Genomic DNA, 17912 nt, shown 5'->3' with positions numbered 1-17912 from the left:
TCGTAAGGGAAGTGATGGAACATCAACTCCGTAAGTACGCCTCTCTGACGAACCTGCGCGCCGCGTCCCGCCGCTCGCGCGGCACCGCCGCGACCACGTGCGGCGTGGCGATGCGCAGGCCCGTCGCGGCCGTGCTCACGTACGGTGTCATCTCCAGCACGGCCGGCACCACGACCTTCTTCGCCGCCCAGCCGGCGGCCTCGCCCGGCGTGTGCAGACGCTGCTCGCGCATGTACGCGGGCGGCAGCCCGCCCGCGACGGCGGCCTGCGCGTCCTTGACGTCCCGCACGGCCTGCAGCAGCCGGTCGACCGAGGTGGTGTCGACGGCCTGCGTGTACGCGTCGTAGCGGACGGGCAGGCGGTTGAGCGTCTCCTCGGCGGCGTGCAGCGGCGCCTTGTCCACCTCGGCGGGCTTCTCCGCACCGGCGTAATGGGCCACCATGCGACCGGCGTTGGCCAGCCGGTACAGGTTCTTCACCGGGTTCACCACGACGCTCGGGACGGCCCCGCCCGTGAAGGCGTTCACCGTGGCCTTGACGGGGGAGAAGAGGTAGTCGAGGTACATCGCGCTCTCCCACCACCGCTCCCAGGAGTCCTTCAGCCCGGAGAACGCGTGCGGTGCGCCGACCTTGCCCTTCACCCACGCCGAGTACGGGCTGTCGACCAGGTTCTTGTCCCTCACCAGTTCCCTCGGCTCGACCAGCAGGGTGCGCTGCGAATAGTCCCGCTGCCCCGACTGCTCGTGGCTCTTGCGCGGCTTGTAGCCGAACTCCCGGGCGACGGCCGCCTCGTTGAGGCGCCACACCGTGTTGCGGGTCACGGCCGTCTCGTCGTATGTCTTCGCCAGGCCGGCCGCCTCCGCGGGCAGGGCGTCGCGGAAGGCACGCGCGGTGCGCGAGGCGGCCTCGAAGGCCGGCAGCTGGAGGAAGTTGTCCGCATGGAGGAAGGAGACGCCCGAGGCGCCCAGCAGCGCGTGCCGCAGCGCCGTTTCGTCGCCCAGCGCGATGGCGGCGCTGCGCGTGGTCGCGTACGTGCCGAAGGCGCCCGGCGTCAGTGTCCGTGGCACCGTGACGGGGGACGTGTCGTACGCCCCTGCCAGCATGTGGGTGGCGTGGCACAGCAGGCTCGCCAGCATCACCACCGGGCTCCACAGGAACGCATCGGTGACGCCGCCGAGTTGGAGCACGGTGGCGTACGGCAGGCCGATGACCGCGCAGCTGCCGCGGCCGTCCCGCGCCGCCTCCGCGTCCTGCGGCACCACGGCCGTCGAGCGTATGTCGCGGCCCGCGTTGGCGATCAGCACCCGGATGTCCCCGGCGGGCCGGGGCGGTCCGCCCGCGGGATCGAGCTCCCGGAAACCGCCGTCGTGCCCTCCGCCCGGGGGAGTCGGTACGGGCAGCAGCTTGGGCACCGCGCCCGTCAGCGCCCTGCCGGTGGGCACCTGCCCCAACTGGTCCACCAGTTGCGCCGCGTACCCGGCGAAGGACAGCCCGCCCGCGGGCCTGCGGTCCTTCTCCCGCCCGCGGGCCCGGCGCAGTGCCTCGGCGACCGGCAGCACGGTCTTCTGCAGGGCCTTGGTGGTCAGCCACGTGTCGGGCGCACCGTCGTGCCGGCGCTGCCAGTACGGCTGCGCCGTGCCACCCGTCACCGACTCCAGCGGTTCCTCGGTGCAGGCGATGCCGGGCGCCAGCATGACCGCGTCCACGTAGTACGGCTCGGGACGCCCGCCGCCCTGCTGCCGGTCTCCCAGGTACAGCCGGCGTCGCCGACGCGCGGGGGCCGGGCCGCGGCCGTCGGCCGGGGTCCGGGGACGCTCGGGAGCACAGGGACGCATGGCTGACTTCACGTGGACCCCCACCGCTTCTCACTGCAGATGATCACGACGATCGCAGTACCCGCGGCCTCGCCGAAGAGCCGAAAGTTGACACTTCCGGAACAGAGGTTGACCGGTCGGCCGACGGGCCGCCCCCGCCCCCCGCTCAGCGGCGAACGGGTATCAACCATCGACTGACACACAGTCAACTTTACGGATCCTTTAACTCCCGTCGATCCGGGCTAGCTTGCGTTCCGGTTCGGGGAACCTGATGTCGGATCGAGACCAACGCGAGGCGTGTCCCCACCCGTCTCGCCCGGAAGGACAATCCATGTTCCGTGCACACAGCCGGGAGGCTGGTGCGGGTGCCGTCATGCGCCGGAGCCTCGTCGCGACGGTGATCGCGGCGGCGGGAGTGCTCGCCGCCGCGGCACCGGGGGCGGCGGACGGCAACGACGGCCCGTCCGGCGAGGGCGCCGGAGCCACCGCGACCCTCAAGGGCCTCGCGGCAGCGGGCACGGTGGAGCTCAAGCGCAACGGGCGCCCGGAGCAGGTGCAGGCCGGCCTGTTCAACCTGGACGTCGCGGGGACGGGCACGCTGCAGACGTACTGCATCGACGTCTTCAACCCGACGCAGCCCAGCGCCCGTTACCAGGAGACGCCCTGGAAGCAGAGCTCGCTCCACAGCAACCGCGACGCCGGAAAGATCAACTGGATCCTGCAGAACTCCTACCCGCAGGTGAAGGACCTCGCCGCCCTCGGCAAGGCGGCGGGCACCGGGCCGCTCACCAAGGAGCAGGCCGCCGCCGGCACCCAGGCCGCGATCTGGCGGTTCTCCGACCACATCGAGACCCGAGCCAAGGACCCGGCGGCCGACAAGCTCGCCACATACCTGGAGAAGGCGGCCGAGCCCCTGCAGGAGCCCCGCGCCTCCCTCGCCTTCGACAAGCCGGCCGTCTCCGGCAAGAGCGGCGAGAAGCTGGGGCCGCTCACCGTCACCACCTCCGCCTCCGGCGTCCGGGTGGGGCTGAACTCCCAGGAGAAGGACGTCAAACTGGTCGACGGCGACGGCAAGCCGGTCACCACTGCCTCCAACGGCACGCGCCTGTACGTCGACGTGCCCAAGGGAACCGCCGCCGGAACCGCCAGGCTCCGCGCCGAGGCCACCGCAACGGTCCCCGTGGGACGGGTGTTCACCGGCGTCGGGCAGAACAAGTCCAGCCAGACCATGATCCTGGCCGGTTCCACCAGCAGCACCGTCACCGCCGCGGCCTCCGCGAGCTGGTCGGCCGATGCCAGGGCCGCCGTCCCCTCCGTCGAGGCACGACAGAACTGCGACAAGGGCACCGTGGACATCACGGCCACCAACAAGGGCGGCACGGAGTACACCTTCTCGGTCGCCGGCAAGCAGCACACCGTCAAGGCGGGCGGCTCCGTGACCGTCCCGGTCCCGGTCGCCGACAAGCAGACCTACGACATCAAGGTGACGCTGCCGGGCGGCGAGGAGCGCCGCTTCCAGGGCGTCCTGGACTGCCGCACCGTCGCCCAGGGCGCCACGGGCGGCACCGGCGGCAAGCCCTCCGCCCCGGCCACGCCCGCCACTTCGAGCCCCGACGCCTCACCCTCCGCAGGCACCGCGGGCGGCGGCTCCGGCAAGTCCGCCGGCGGCGACCTCGCGAACACCGGAGCCAGTGCGACCACTGTCGCGGCGGGCATCGGGGCCGCGGCCCTGCTGGCCGTCGGGGCCGGTGCGGTCGTCCTGAGCAACCGTCGAAAGGCCCGCGCGGGCAAGTGACCCGGGGCCCCGCCGCGTACGCGACGACCGACCCGGAGGGAGGTGGCGTTCGGTGACCACCGAAGAGATGCAGTTGGAAGAGCTGCTCGTGGACGGGTGGTGAAGGCCGGCCGCCGAGAAGGGTCTCGGCGAGTGCGACGCGGAAGACGCGCACTGACCTGACCTGACCGCACAGCGAGAACGGATGGCCCCGGCAGAGGTGCCGGGGCCATCCGCCGTTCCCCGCGAGGCGCGCACGCCCCGCCGGACACGCCCTCGCAGCATGTCAACTTTCGAGGACGTCACTCGTCACCATCCGCCGACACGGCCCGCGCGCCTCGCCGCCTACAGTCGAGCGCCGGGGGATGAGCCGCCCCGTCCCCGACCCCGAATGAGGCCCCCGGTTGCTGCTGGACGACCTCGACGCCGTGCGCCGGTTCGCCGGACTGCTCGATCCCGACCTGCCGTTCAAGCTGGCCCTGGCCGCCATCCTGGACGACCGTTTCCCCGGGGGCGCCGACTTCCTCACCCTCTACCGATGCGTCCAACAGGCCGCTTGGTCACCGACGGAGACGGCCACCGGCCCCGGGCACCTCGGAGCCCATGAGCTCCGGGCGCACCTTCAGGGCCCGCTCGCCCCGCACCTCCCTCTCCGGGACAGCGCGCTCCCATCCGTCCGCCGGCTGGACGAACTCCGCGTCCGGGCATGGGAGTTCCTGCGCACCGGGTCGGTGGGCCCGACTGATGCAGCTGACCCGATGGCGGACTGGCCGGCCCATGTGCGCGCACCGGAATCCATACGGTGCTCCGTCCAGGCCTTGTCGGCAGTTCCCGGCGAGCCGCAGTTGGTCTTGAACGGCCTCGCTGCCGGACACGGCACGGGGCCTGCGCGCCCCGAAGACGGCCGGGTCCATGCCGCGGTGGGCATCTCGTCCGCTTCCACGGTCGATCACGTCATCGACCACCCTGCGGACTCCACCCACCACACCCCCGACCGCCGGATCCCGCTCACCGATCTGACAGTGGTACTCGACCGGCGCCGAGGCGTGCCGGTGCTGCGTTCCGTCAGGCTGGACGCCGAGGTGATCCCGCTGCACCCGGGCGCCCGCCCTGTGGCACTCCTGCCGTCGGTGCTGCGCTTCCTGGTCCGCGCCTTCACCGTCCACGGCTCCCTCGGCCGCCCCTTGTGGACCCACGCGCTCACCGGTGCCGACCGCCATCCGCGGGGCGTCCACCACCTGGCGCGCGCCACCCTGGGCCGGATCACCCTCGGCCGGGCTGCGTGGTACTTCCCCGCCCGTATCCTCCCGTCCCCGTTCGCGGACGGTCTCCGTGAACTCGGCCTCCCGCACCGCTTCTTCGCCCGCACCCTGCCGGGCCGCGCCTGGCGGAAGGGGCCGCACCGCCTCGGCAGGCCGGTTGCACCCCTGTACGTGGACGTGACGTCGCCGCAGCTGCTGGAATCCTTCGCGCGGCTGCAGCGCGGCGCCGCCGCCGACGACGTCCTGCTCCTCCACGAGGCACTGGGGACGGTCGGTGCCGAGTACGCCCTCGACGTCTGCTCACCGGACCTGCGCGCGCGAACGGACGCCGCCACCGGCGCCGGATGAAGCGCCTCAGAACACGGCCACCGTGGCCGGCCCCGCCGGGATCCGCACCCAGGACATCCCCACCGCGCCCGTCACCCGCCACTGCCCGGGCCGGCCCAGGGCCACGTCCTCCGTCGCCCAGATACCGCCTTCCGTCGCCCGCAGTTCGGTCGTCACCGTGCGGCCGTCCGTGATGTGAGTGAAGGTCAGCCCCACGGCCTGCAGGTCCCGTACCGTCCCGGAACGGTCGGTGGCCACCGCGCGGACCGCGGAGCCGCCGGAGTCGGCACGGTCGAAGGTGACGCTGAGAACGCCCTTGCCGTGCAGGCCGCACAGCGATCCGGCGGCCGGGTCGTAGTCCAGCGCACGGGTCACCGGAGCCGACCGCAACTCCCGTGGCGTCTCGGGCGCTGCGGCGAGGTACCCCGACGCGCAGGCGGCCGCGACGACGGACAGCAGCACGGCGGCGGTGAGTGCCCGACGCCGTCCCTCACGAGCACGGCGCCACAGCACGGCCCCCGACACCCCGGCCGCAGCGAGCGCAGACACCCTCACCACCGAGGCCGCGCCGTAACCGGTGTGCCACAGCGCCCATGACGACCCCGCCTCGCTCACCGCCAGACCAACCGCACAGACCACCGCGACGGGCAGGGCGGCCAGAGCCCCGCGCGCAGCCGCGGCACCCCGGGGCCGTAGGCACGACAGCAGCACGGTGCCCAGCCCGTACACCGACGCCGCCGACTGGACGGCGGCGACGGCCGGGACGAGCGGAGCCGTCTCATCGGGGTAAGGGAGCCGGGCCGTCCAGATCCAGCACAGGGCGAGTACCAGCGCCGCACAGCCCGCCCCGACTCGCATGCCGGGCCCTCCGGTTCCGCGCAGCACACCGGTGAAGAAGCCCTTCATGCGCGGTACGTACACGCACGCCAGCAGCACGGCGGCTGCGAAGGCCACGGCATACGGGACGGCGGAGAGCAGCAGGCTCATGGATCCTCGGTCGGTGGAGGGAAGGGCAGGGAGCGCCCCCAGGAGGAGCGCGCGGTCTCCGACCGTAGGCAAGGAGTTCGCGGATCACGCGTGCACAAAGGCGACGGCGGACCGCAGATGGTTGATCAAACGGGGCGTCAACTGTCAGCCATCGGTGACATGTCGACGACTTTCTACGGACAGATACGGACCAACGCGGCGGATAGCTTGCCCGTGAACTCTCCCGTGCCGCACCGGCACCGCTCCGGGAAACCGTCCCCGCGTCCCCGCGTTCCACGAAGAAGGACTGCCTGCCCATGCCCCTCCACAAACGCCGGACCAAGCGGAAGGTCCTGATCTGCGCCGCGGCCGTCGCGGCGGCAGGCGCCCTGCTGCCGCTGGCCTCACTCGCGAGCGCGGGGGAGGACAGCCTCCAGGCCGAACTCGACATGGGCCGGACGACCACCTGGTGGTCCAACGCCGCCTTCGTCCTGAAGAACGGCACCTCGTCCGCCGAGAAGGACTGGACACTCGAGTTCGAGGTGTCGGCGGGCACGGTCCAGGTCAACTCCTCCTGGACCACCTCCGCCGAGCAGCAGGACCGTCACGTCGTCCTCAAGCCGACCGAGCACGGCGCCGTCGCCGCCGGGGCGCACCAGCGCATCGACCTCGGCATCCAGGGCGACGGCAAGGCCGTCCCCGAGATCACCGGCTGCAAGCTCGACGGCGAGCCGTTCTCCTGCGGCGGCAAGGACGACGGGCCCGACACCGAGGCGCCGACCGCGCCCGGCAACCTCACCGGCAAGGCGGAGACGAATGGCACCATCTCGCTGAAGTGGAGCCCCTCCACGGACAACCGGAAGGTCGTCTTCTACGAGGTGTTCGACAAGGGCAAGAAGATATTCGCCACCAGCGGCGACGTCACCGAGGCGCTGCTGACCGCGCAGAACACCGGCATACGGCCCGAGCAGCGCTACGACCTCTCGGTCAAGGCCGTCGATGCGGCCGGCAACGTCTCCACGCCGAGCAACCGCATCACCGTGACCACCCCGGCGGACACCGGCGGGGACCACTGGCCCCCCACCGCCCCCACCTCGTTGGAGGCCAAGGCCACCGGCGCCACCACCGCCCGGCTGACGTGGAAGAAGTCCACGGGCACATCGTCCCCCGTGGCCGGATACCGGGTGTACCAGAAGGGTGTTGCGGAACCGGTCCGCACCACCGGTCCCGACACGCTGGACGCGGACATCGCGGGCCTGAAGGCGTCGACGGCCTACGCCTTCACCGTCAAGGCCTTCGACGCCAAGGGCAACGTCTCGCCCGCCAGCAACGAGGCCACGGTCACCACCGATCCGTCCGACGAGCCGGCCCCCGGCGGCAGTGCCCCCACCAACCTGGAGGCGAAGACCTGGGCGGTGAACGACGGCCCGGCCGTCGTGCACTACCTCGGGCTGACCTGGGACGTCCCCAAGGGCCAGGGCGACATCCTGCGCTACGAGGTCTACCTGGACGGCAAGTTCAGCACGACGGTGAGCTACTACGACCCGGCCACCGCCACCGGAGTGCCGCCGGGCCCCGCGAAGGGCGGCAAGGCGCTCGCGGAGATCACGCTCGGCGGGGAGCCCGGCGCGACCCACAAGGTGAAGGTGCGGGCCCAACTCGGGAACGGCAGCTGGGGCGAGTTCTCGGCCGAGAAGTCCGTGACCGCCAAGAAGAACCCGTCCTGACCCCTGCCCGCCCCCATGTGAAGGAACACGAGCCCGCCCCATGCGCATCCGCCACCTCACCCCCTGCCGCACCGCGGCCCTCCTCGCCGCCCTGTGCACCGTTCCCGTCCTCGTCCTCGGCCCCGGCGCCCCGGAAGCCTCCGCCCACGGCTCCAACCAGGGCCCGATGTCCCGCAACTGGTACTGCGTCAGCGGTGCGGGCGGCAGCATCTGGAACCCCGACTCCATCAACGATCCCGCCTGCCGCGCCGCCGCCCGGGCCAGCAACGACCTCACCGCGTACGGCACATGGCAGCAGCTCGCCCAGGGCAACGTCGCGGGCAAGCACCGCAGCATGATCCCGGACGGGAAACTGGTCGGCGCCAACGTCAAGGGCTTCGAAGGCATGGACCTGGCGCGCGGCGACTGGAAGGCCATCGACCTGTCCGCCATCCGCAAGAACGGCGGCGACTTCGAGTTCGTGTGGCAGGCCACCGCCTCCCACACCGGGCACATCTCCTACTACATCACCAAGGACGGCGTGGACACCACCAAGCCGCTCAAGTGGTCCGACCTCGAACCCACCCCCTTCCTCGTCGGCTACACGCACGCAGGCCGCACCACCTCCGGCGGCACCGACGGCATGAGCGCCACCTACCGGCACGCCACCCGCCTGCCCGAGGGCAAGACGGGCCGGCACGTCATCTACGCCATCTGGCAGCGCCAACTGCCCGCCGCGCACGACGCCTCGCCCAACCACCGGCTCGAAGAGGAGATCTTCGGCTCGAACAACAGCGACGAGTCCTTCTACGCGACGCTGGACGTCACCCTCTGAACAGCCCCTCGCCACCCACCGACCCACCACCGGCCGGACAGCACAGCAGGGCTCCTGCCGGAGACAGGAGCCCTGCGTGTTCGACACCGCGCCCACCAGCACGACCCACACGCACCGGCGGCCCTCCGGCGCCCGTCCGGTGCCCGCCACCACCAGCGACCCCACCGTGGCCGCGCGCCACCGCCTGGCGGAGGCCGGCGACGACTGGACGGAGGCCAAGCGCCGCTACTCCGGCAGCCCGGCGGGCAAGGAGGCCATGTGGAGCCTCGTCCGCTTCCGCAAGTGGTACGTCGACGCCAAACTCCTCGAACTGCGCTTCAGGTTCCCGGGCCTGCGCATCCGGTCGGTCGGCAGCGTGACCCTCACCTCCGACTACGACATCACGGTCAGCGGCCCGGGCGACGTGGACGCGGTCGAGTGGTTCAACGACACCTTCCGCCGGGAGTGGGGGAAGGAGTCCGCGACCGTCTTCGACACCAACCTCTACGTCAAGGACTTCATGCCGGAGCGCAGCAACTTCGCCCTCCCGCCGATCGATACGCGCGGCCCGGACGCGCCCTGGTGGGGTGACTCCCACCGCCCCCGCCCCTGGACACACGACGCGGCCACGGGCACCTGGCAGCCCAGCGGAAAGCCCCGTATCGACCCGGAGGGGACGGACACCCCCATCGCCCAGCCGAACTCCGAACCGGGGCGCACAGAAGCGGAGTTCGACCAGGACGTGGCCGCCCTCACCAAGCAGCGCACGTACATGAGCCAGGAGGAATGGGACGCCTACGCCACCGACCTCGTCCGGCGCACCGACCCCGCGCAGCGTGCCGCGGTCGTCACCCGCTACCGGATGGCCGACAGCGTGCACGCCCGGGCCGTCACCGACCTCGCGGCCCAACTCGCCGAGGAGACCGGCGGAGCGCCGCGCGGCCTCACCGGCAGGCAGCTGATCGACTTCCATGAACACCACCAACCCGACGCGGTCGTCAGGGCCCGCAACAAGCTCTACGTCCGCACGGCCCGGCAGGTGCGCGCCACCCAGGCCGCCCACGCGCTCACCCCGACCGACGCGCTCGCCGTGCTCGCCAAGCAGCAGACGAGCTACTCCCTGTGCCACGCGATGGAGGCCTACCACTCGGAGGGAGCCGTCCGCCACGTGGTCGGCGGCCAGGCCGGTTCCGGCATCAGCGTCACGGCGGCGCAGTATCTTCAGTCCTTCAACGAGCAGTTGGGCGACTTCCTCAAGGACCTCCTGCACCACCCGGAGTCGGGAGAGGCCTTCTACCAGAGCGCCAAGTATTTGATGCGGCTGGTCGACGCCGCGCAACGAGCGGTCGCCGCCACCGGCGCCACCCTCCGCGACGAGGACCTCGCCCTGCTGGAGCAGCTGTCCGAACTCGGCCACGACGACTACGTGCTGTTGCGCATGCGCAAGAACAAGGACCGCTTCGACGGCATGCCCGTGGCCGACAAGTCGGCGACGGCGACCTACGCCTACCAGTACGCCCTCGGCATCGCCGACAAGGACGAGTTGCGCCGCCGCGTCCTCGCCCTCGCCGCCGAGATCAATGCCCGCGTGCGCGGCAGGCTCGGCTGAGCCCGGCCGTGGACCGTCACAACGCGGCCTGGGCGCCGGGTTCCAGGGTCAGCTCGCCGTCGTCGTGGTCGTAGTCGTACAGCTCGGCGTAGCGGCCCCAGTCGATGGCGGTCCCCAGCTGGTTGCGGGCCTCCTCGGCGGAGAAGCCGCGCCGGAGCAGGTCCAGGAAGAAGCCTTCGCGCAGGGTGTGGCCCTCGGTCGCGGCCAGGGCCTGGACGATGGCGCGGATCAGAGGAGCCCGCGTTGCGGCATGGCGGGCGAAGAGTTTCTTGCTGGTGAGGATGTCGGCCGCGGAGAACTCGCGGCCGGCGTCGGTGATGGTGATCCGCGGACCCTCGACCCGGGCGAGGCCGAGCATGACGGCGGCGTCGACGAGGGGGAGGAGGTCGTCGACCTCGAAGTTGAGCTCGTCGGCGATCTCCGCCAGCCCGTCCTCGCCCCCGCGGGCGATCAGGATCTCCAGCAGGCCGGCCAGTCCGCCGACGCTGACGTCCGGCAGCGGAGCACTGATGGGGGTCGGCGCGGGTGCCGGACGGGCCGGTGCGCCCGCCGTCGTGTCGACGGCCTGGGCGGCTGCCGTCTCACGGCCGGTGAGGACGGCGTAGACCGTGTCGACGAGGGCTTCGAAGCGGGGGTGCTGCCGGTCGCGGGGGCGCGGCAGGCCGACGGTGAGTTCGGCCTGGATCCGGCCGGGGTTGGAGGACAGCACCAGGATCCGGTCCGCCAGGAGTACGGCCTCCTCGATGTTGTGCGTGACGATCAGGATCGACTTCACCGGTGCCTCGTGCCCCTCCCACAGGCCGACGAGTTCGGTGCGCAGGTTCTCGGCGGTGAGCACGTCCAGGGCGGAGAACGGCTCGTCCATCAGCAGGGCGTCGGGCTCGACGACGATGCCCCGCGCGAAGCCGACCCGCTGGCGCATGCCGCCGGACAGCTCCTTGGGGTAGGCCGACTCGAAGCCGTCCAGGCCGATCAGGTCGATCGCCTTCAGAGCCCGTCGGCGGCGCTCCTCCTCGCCGACGCCCAGGGCGGCGAGGCCGAGTTCGACGTTCTGCTGCACGGTGAGCCAGGGCAGCAGCGCGAAGGACTGGAAGACCATCGACACCCCGGGGTTGGCGCCGGTGAGGGGTGTGCCGCGGTACGAGACCGAGCCGGCCGACGGGTTGATCAGGCCGGCGACGCAGCGCAGCAGTGTGGACTTGCCGGACCCCGACTTGCCCAGCAGGGCGACGATCTCCCCCTCGGCCAGGTCGAAGCTGATGCCGTCCAGCACCGGCAGGGCACTGCCGTCCGGGGTGGTGAACGTCTTGGTCACCGAATCGGCCCGGACGATCACCGCCCCGGGCGGACGCGGACTGGAGGTGGGGGCTTCGCTGCTGGACACGGATCCTGCCTCGGGAAGCGGACGGGGACGGACGGAGGGGAGACGGAGGGAAGGGGACGGGGTCAGAGGGCGTAGCGGGTCTCGGCCAGCCGGTACAGGCGGCGCCAGAACAGCCGGTTCGCGGCGACGACGTACAGGCTCATGGAGAAGATGCCCACCAGGATCCTCGGGAAGTTCCCGGTGGCGGTGGCTTCGGTGATGTAGGCGCCCAGTCCGGTGGCGGTGAGATGGTGCTGCCCGTAGTCGACGACCTCGGCGACGATCGAGGCGTTCCACGCGCCGCCCGCCGCCGTGATGCCTCCGGTGACGTAGGAGGGGAAGACGGCGGGCAGGATGAAGTCCCGCCAGCGCAGCCATCCGCTCACCCGGAACGTGGTCATCGCCTCCCGCAGATCGGAGGGGATCGCCGAGGCGCCCGCGATGACGTTGAAGAGGATGTACCACTGGGCCCCCAGCGCCATCAGCAGCACCGCCCCGAAGTTCAGCGAGATGCCGAGCGCGACGAAGGCGGCGGTGGCGAAGGGGAAGAGGAAGTTCGCCGGGAAGCTCGCCAGCACCTGGACCACCGGCTGCGCGAACCGGGTCACCCGGGGGTTCATCCCGATCCACACACCGATCGGTACCCACACCACGGTCGCGACCACGAGAAGGACGATCACGCGCCCGAAGGTGGCCGCGCCCAGCGCCAGTGCGTGGCCGAACGCGCCCAGTCCGACGGTGGAGTTCACATAGCCGAAGGCCTTCCAGGCCCCGTAGACCACGACCGCGCTGACCACCCCGGCGAAGAACACATCGCCGGTCCGCTCCCGCACCGGCGATCCGCCGATGGCGTGCTCGGCCAGTCCGAACGGCCGCATCAGCCGGTCGAGCGCGGGCCAGAGCGGCTTCAGCGGACGCCCCATCATCCGCGGTACCTCCGAGCGCCGCAGGAAGTCCAGCACGAAGCTGCGCGGGTGCTCGGCGGCCCCCGCCTCCTCCACCCGGAACCGCTCCGCCCAGGCGGTGACCGGCCGCCAGAAGAAGGCGTTGACGGCGATCACCAGCACGACCATCACGGCGATGGCGTAACCCACCTTGCCCAGGTCCCCCTGGGCGATCGCGGCAGCGGCGTAGGAGCCCATGCCGGGCAGTGCGTACTGGTGGTTGAGCACGGAGATGGACTCCGACGCGGCCAGGAAGAACCAGGCCCCGCCGAAACTCATCATCCCGTTCCACACCAGGGGGATCACGCCGCTGGGCACGTCCAGCTGCCAGAACCGCTGCCACTTCGTCAGCCGCATCACCCGGGCCGCCTCGTCGAGTTCCCGCGGCTGGGAGACCAGCGAGGCGTAGAAGGCGAACGTCATGTTCCACGCCATCGCCGTGAAGATCGCGAAGATGGAGGCGCACTCGAGCCCCAGCTCCGAGCCCCGGAACAGGCTGATGAACGCGGTGACCGTCACCGACAGGAAACCGAGGACGGGAACGGACTGCAGGATGTCCAGCACCGGCAGCAGTACCTTCTCGGCCCTGCGCAGGCGGGCCGCCGCCGTGGCGTACACGAAGGTGAACAGCACCGATGCCAGGAGAGCGAGGAACATCCGCAGCAACGACCGCGCCGCGTAGAACGGAAGGTTCGACGGATCGGTCGACACGGCCTTGGGCGCGGTGCCCGGCAGGAACGGCGCGTTGAGCGACGGAGCCAGCCGCAGCAGCCCGTACAGCAGCGCCACCAGCGCCACCACGACCACCAGGTCGACCCAGCGCAGGCCCGGCCTCCGCCACACTCCCTGGGAGGGAAATCCGCCCGTCTCCACTGCCGGCCGCCTCCATGTGTTCGCGGCTCGTCCGTTCGTCCGGCCAGGAAAGCATGCCCTGCACCATTGGTGTCACACCTGCACGGGCGACACGTCGGCCGCCCCCCGGCGAGACCGGCGCGCCCGGCCGGTTGGCCTAGGGCGTGTCCGATGGGTCAGCACGGGCCCCGCGGCGCTCCCCCAGCTACCTCCCCCAGCTACCGCTGGGGGTGCCCCCAGGAGGTGCCCCCAGGCACGGCACCTCGCCGCGTTGTCGCATCACCCGAGTACGCCCAGTACGCGGGTAATGCTCCGCCTTGCGATGCTCCCCCAGCTACCGCTGGGAGGTGCCCCCAGCACCGGACGCCGCGGGGCCCGCACTGACCCATCGGACACGCCCTAGGAACCCGCCGGGTTCCCGGGGACCTCCTGCTCGGCCCAGATGATCTTGCCGGTGGGGGTGTAGCGCGTCCCCCAGTGCGCGGTGAGCTGGGCGACGAGGAAGAGGCCACGGCCGCCCTCGTCCTCCATGGCCGCGTACCGCAGGTGCGGCGAGGTGCTGCTGGCGTCGTGGACCTCGCAGGTGAGGCGGTTGCCGTGGATCAGGCGGACGAGGATGGGAGCGCTCGCGTAGCGGATGGCGTTGGTGACCAGTTCGCTGAGGACGAGCTCGGTGGTGAACTCCAGCTCGTCCAGGGACCATTCGCGCAGTTTCCGCAGGGCCCGGTTGCGGGAGTCGGCGACGGCGGCGAGGTCCGGCGGCACCTCCCACTGGGCGATGCGGTCGGCAGGGAGGGTACGGGTGCGGGCGACGAGGAGCGCGATGTCGTCGTCCTGCCGGTCGGGCACCAGGGCGTCGAGCACGGCGGTGCAGGTGTCCTCGGGCGCGCGGCCGGGGCGGGCCAGCGTGGTGTGCAGGAGGGCGAGCCGGGCGTCGACGTCGTGGGCGGGGTGCCTGAGGAGGCCGTCGGTGAAGAGGACCAGGCTGCTGCCCTCGGGCACGGACAACTCGGCGGCCTCGAAGGGGATGCCGTCCACACCCAGGGGCGGGCCGGTCGTCAGGCCGGGGAAGTCCGTGGTGCCGTCGGGCAGGACGAGGGCGGGAGCCGGGTGGCCGGCCGTGGCGACGGCGCAGGTGCCGGTGGTGGAGTCGTAGACGGCGTACAGGCAGGTGGCGCCGGCGACCTTCGGCTGCCGGTCGGCGGCCGCGGTCTCCTGGTCGATGCGGGCGGCCAGTTCGTCGAGATGGCCGAGGAGTTCGTCCGGCGGCAGGTCGAGGGTGGCGAAGTTCTGCACGGCCGTGCGCAGCCGGCCCATGGTGGCCGCGGCGTGCAGGCCGTGCCCGACGACATCGCCGACGACCAGCGCGACGCGCGCCCCGGGCAGGGGGATGACGTCGAACCAGTCCCCGCTCACCCCGCCGGGAGCAGGAAGGTAGCGGTGGGCGACCTCGAGCGCGCGCTGATCGGGCAAGCCCCGCGGCAGCAGGCTGCGTTGCAGGGCGACGGCCATGGCGTGCTCGCGGGTGAAGCGGCGTGCGTTGTCGATGCAGACCGCGGCGCGCGCCGACAACTCCTCGGCCAGGGACAGGTCGTCCTCGTCGAGGGGGGCGCTGTCCCCGGTGCGCCAGAAGGCGGCCACACCCATCAGGACGCCGCGCGCGGAGAGCGGCACGGTGATGACCGAATGGAGGCCGTGACCGAGGGCGCGCCGGGTCACGGACTCGTCGGACGAAAGGGCGTGGGGGCTGGTCCGTACGTCCTTGACCAGGACGGAGCGCCCAGTGGCGAAGCTCTCGGCCGTCGGCGTGGTGGCGGGGCAGGCGTGGAGTTCGTCCACGCGGTCCAGAGGCCGGCCGTCCTCCTGGCAACTGGCCGCCACGCGCAGCAGTTCCGGCGCCTCGCCCTCGCCGCCCGGCTGCGGCTCCTCACCGCTCAGGACGGGCTCGGCGAGGTCGACAGTGACGCAGTCGGCGAACCGGCGGGCCACGTCGGCCAGTTCCTGGGCGGTGCGGCGGACGTCCAGCGTGGTGCCGATGCCGGTGCTCGCCTCGTACAGCAGACGCAGCCGCTGTCGGCCGAGCTCGACCTTCTCGGAGAGCAGGTGCAGCTCCGTCGAGTCCCGGAGCGTGGCCACGCCGCCGGGAGGGCCGCCCGCACGGTCCGTCCGCCGGCTGTTGACCACCAGCTGCCGGCCTCCGACCGGTACCACCTCGTCGCTCGTCGCCCGACGGAAGCGCAGGAGGTCGGCGAGCCGGGGCGGAAGACCGAGGCCGCCGACCGGAAGGCCTTCCACTGTCCGCGGCAGGTCGAGCAGCCGGCGGGCTTCGTCGTTGGCCATCAGGACCCGGCCGTCGCCGTCGACGATGATCACGCCCTCGCGGACGGAGTGGAGCACGGCGTCGTGGTGCTCGTACATCCGCGTCATCTCGGCCGGGCCGAGGCCGTGGGTCTGCCGCCGCAACCGCCTGCTCACCCAGGCCGTTCCCGCCGTCGACAGGCCCAGCGCCACCGCTCCGGCACCCAGCATGATCGGCACGTCCTGCAGGACGGCGCTGCTCACGTGCCGGACCGTCACCCCCGACGCCACCATGCCGACGACGGTGCCGCCCGCATCCGTCACCGGGACGATCGCCTGCACCTCGTCGCCGAACGGAGAGGTGTCGACCTCGGTGATGGCACGGCCGTTCTGCGGCGGACCGATGTCGCCGTGGAACTTCTTCCCGATCAGGTCCGTCTTCGGACTCGTGTAGCGGATGCCGTCGCGGTCCATCACGGTGACGAAGTCGACGGCGGCCTGCGCGCGGACGGCCTCGGTCAAGGGCTGGAGCACCGCTGTCGGATCGGAGCCGCGCAGGGTGTCCACCAGGCCGGGGCCGTGGGCGAAGGCCTCGGCCGCGGCGAGGGAATGCTCGCGCGCCGCCTCGATCTTGTCCGCCCGCTCCTTGAACAGCAGTGTGGTCGCCACGACCGCGACCAGCAGCAGGGCGATCAGGAACTGCAGCACGAACATCTGTCCGGCGACGCTGCGCAGCCAGGCCATCGGATCCGGACGCCGCTTCGCCGCTCTCCGGGAACCCGGGTCCGGCAGATCGCGCCGGGAGCGGCGGGGGAATCGGGACATGGCCACCTGTGTACCGCGCGCACCTGGTGCGAACACCGCGCACCACGCCGATTCCCCCGACCGCCGCGGCGCCCGTCAACCGGTGAGCGCTGCCGCGGTCGCGCGGGCGAAGGCCTCCGGGTTGTCGAGCATGATGTTGTGCCCGCAGTCCGGGACGGACACCACCTCCACCCCGGCGGCAGTGAGCGCATCGGCACCGGGCAGCGGCCCGTCGGCCTCGGGGAACAGGAAGGTACGGGGTATCTCCAGGTCCAGCAGCAGTTCGCGCATCGTGGGAACGGTGCCCCTGACGAGGTGGGCGGCACTGCGGTACAGCGCCTCGCGGCCGGCCAGCCGCATCGTGGACCACCAGTGCGGGCCGACCCGGTCGCGGACCTCGCGCCAGCCCCGCTCCACGAACTCCTGCTCGGAGTACGCCGCGATGCCGCTGCTGCCGCCGGCGCCCGGCGTGCGGGGCAGCGGGTCGAGGTTGGCGTCGACCAGCACCAGCCGCGAGACCAGACGTGGGTGCCGCGCGGCCAGGACGACGGCCACCGAGCCGCCCATGCTGTGCGCGATCAGCTCGGCGCCGGCCACCGCTGCGGCGTCCAGCGCTTCGGCGAGGGCGTCGGCATGCGACTCCAGGGTGTAGTCGAAGTCGGTGGGCCGGTCGCTGATGCCGTGCCCGAGCAGGTCGACCAGCAGCGAGCGGCGGCCGGCCAGGAGCGGGTGGACGGCGATCTCGGTGAAGTAGGCGGGCGAGGTCGAGCCGAGCCCGTGGAGGTAGACGCGGGACGGTTCCTGCCCGGGCAGTTCGACCCAGCGGATCCGGTCGCCTCCGGGTGTCACGGTGGCGTGGTGCATGTACTGATTCCCCCTGTGCCGGTGGTCAGGATCAAGTGCCGGTGAGGCTACTGGACGCAGAACTCGTTGCCCTCCGGGTCGGCCATGGTCACGTGACTGCCGGCCGGCTCGTCGACGACCTGCAGCACCCGGGCACCGAGCCGTTCCAGGCGCTTCACCTCGGCCTCGCGCTGCTCCGGGCCCACGTGCAGGTCCATGTGGAGACGGTTCTTGCCCGGCCTGGGCTCGGGAACGGTCTGGAAGAGGATGCGGCGGCCGAGGCCGATGCCGGTCGATGCGTCGACCGGGTCCTCGGGGTGGCGCACCGCGGCGGCGTGGGTCCAGGCCTTGCGGCCGTCGACGACGGTGAGGAGCTCGTCGCCGATCGCGCCCATGCCGAGCAGCCGCTCGATGAGCACGCTGTTGTCCTCCACCTCGTAGCCGAGGGCCTCGGCCCAGAAGGCGGTCAGCCGCAGGGGGTCGGCGCAGTCGACGACGAGCTTCCAGTGCACGGCCATCGGGTCCTCCGGTGTCTCC

Annotated in this window: 12 protein-coding genes; 5 read left to right on the top strand and 7 right to left on the bottom strand. The window is 71.9% G+C overall.

Translation table 11 applies throughout. The features are described from left to right. Positions 1-22: 22 nt before the first annotated feature. The gene (locus ACMATS_RS03120) at positions 23-1834 is read right to left on the bottom strand and encodes a hypothetical protein (protein ID WP_414166788.1); all 1812 of its coding nucleotides are present in this window, start codon (positions 1832-1834) and stop codon (positions 23-25) included. Between the two features lie 310 nt (positions 1835-2144). Here ACMATS_RS03120 and ACMATS_RS03115 point away from each other — a divergent pair, with 310 nt between their 5' ends. Further along, the gene (locus ACMATS_RS03115) at positions 2145-3608 is read left to right on the top strand and encodes a Cys-Gln thioester bond-forming surface protein (protein ID WP_414166787.1); all 1464 of its coding nucleotides are present in this window, start codon (positions 2145-2147) and stop codon (positions 3606-3608) included. A gap of 383 nt (positions 3609-3991) precedes the next feature. Next, complete coding sequence (locus ACMATS_RS03110; RefSeq protein WP_414166786.1) at positions 3992-5197, top strand: hypothetical protein; 1206 nt, start codon at positions 3992-3994, stop codon at positions 5195-5197. A 6-nt stretch (positions 5198-5203) separates the two neighbouring features. Here ACMATS_RS03110 and ACMATS_RS03105 read toward each other — a convergent pair whose 3' ends face one another. Beyond that, entirely contained in the window at positions 5204-6163 is a 960-nt protein-coding gene (locus ACMATS_RS03105) for a hypothetical protein (protein ID WP_414166785.1), read from the bottom strand. A 296-nt stretch (positions 6164-6459) separates the two neighbouring features. Here ACMATS_RS03105 and ACMATS_RS03100 point away from each other — a divergent pair, with 296 nt between their 5' ends. From ACMATS_RS03100 to ACMATS_RS03090, 3 genes are all read left to right on the top strand, one after another. Then, complete coding sequence (locus ACMATS_RS03100) at positions 6460-7869, top strand: fibronectin type III domain-containing protein (RefSeq protein ID WP_414166784.1); 1410 nt, start codon at positions 6460-6462, stop codon at positions 7867-7869. Between the two features lie 40 nt (positions 7870-7909). Beyond that, positions 7910-8683 (top strand): lytic polysaccharide monooxygenase, encoded by a 774-nt coding sequence (locus ACMATS_RS03095; protein ID WP_414166783.1) that lies wholly within the window; start codon positions 7910-7912, stop codon positions 8681-8683. Positions 8684-8759: 76 nt separating this feature from the next. Next, positions 8760-10271 carry a hypothetical protein gene (locus ACMATS_RS03090; protein ID WP_414166782.1) on the top strand — a complete coding sequence of 504 codons (1512 nt, stop codon included), beginning with the start codon at positions 8760-8762 and terminating at the stop codon, positions 10269-10271. 16 nt (positions 10272-10287) lie between these two features. On the opposite strand, the gene ACMATS_RS03085 is transcribed toward ACMATS_RS03090, so the two are convergent. The 5 genes from ACMATS_RS03085 to ACMATS_RS03065 all read right to left on the bottom strand — a co-directional run bounded on the left by ACMATS_RS03085 (position 10288) and on the right by ACMATS_RS03065 (position 17893). Further along, entirely contained in the window at positions 10288-11655 is a 1368-nt protein-coding gene (locus tag ACMATS_RS03085; RefSeq protein ID WP_414166781.1) for a nitrate/sulfonate/bicarbonate ABC transporter ATP-binding protein, read from the bottom strand. A 62-nt stretch (positions 11656-11717) separates the two neighbouring features. After that, positions 11718-13451 carry an ABC transporter permease gene (locus ACMATS_RS03080; RefSeq protein WP_390781604.1) on the bottom strand — a complete coding sequence of 578 codons (1734 nt, stop codon included), beginning with the start codon at positions 13449-13451 and terminating at the stop codon, positions 11718-11720. 378 nt (positions 13452-13829) lie between these two features. Continuing rightward, positions 13830-16553 carry a SpoIIE family protein phosphatase gene (locus tag ACMATS_RS03075; protein ID WP_414166780.1) on the bottom strand — a complete coding sequence of 908 codons (2724 nt, stop codon included), beginning with the start codon at positions 16551-16553 and terminating at the stop codon, positions 13830-13832. A 75-nt stretch (positions 16554-16628) separates the two neighbouring features. Further along, positions 16629-17396 (bottom strand): alpha/beta fold hydrolase, encoded by a 768-nt coding sequence (locus ACMATS_RS03070; RefSeq protein ID WP_414166779.1) that lies wholly within the window; start codon positions 17394-17396, stop codon positions 16629-16631. A 47-nt stretch (positions 17397-17443) separates the two neighbouring features. Then, positions 17444-17893 carry a VOC family protein gene (locus ACMATS_RS03065; RefSeq protein ID WP_390781678.1) on the bottom strand — a complete coding sequence of 150 codons (450 nt, stop codon included), beginning with the start codon at positions 17891-17893 and terminating at the stop codon, positions 17444-17446. Positions 17894-17912 lie beyond the last annotated feature (19 nt).

This window comes from Streptoverticillium reticulum (assembly GCF_047456005.1).
Lineage (GTDB): Bacteria > Actinomycetota > Actinomycetes > Streptomycetales > Streptomycetaceae > Streptomyces > Streptomyces reticulum.
The sequence above is the reverse complement of the archived record's forward strand: the minus strand, read 5'-3'. Positions and strand labels throughout refer to the sequence as shown.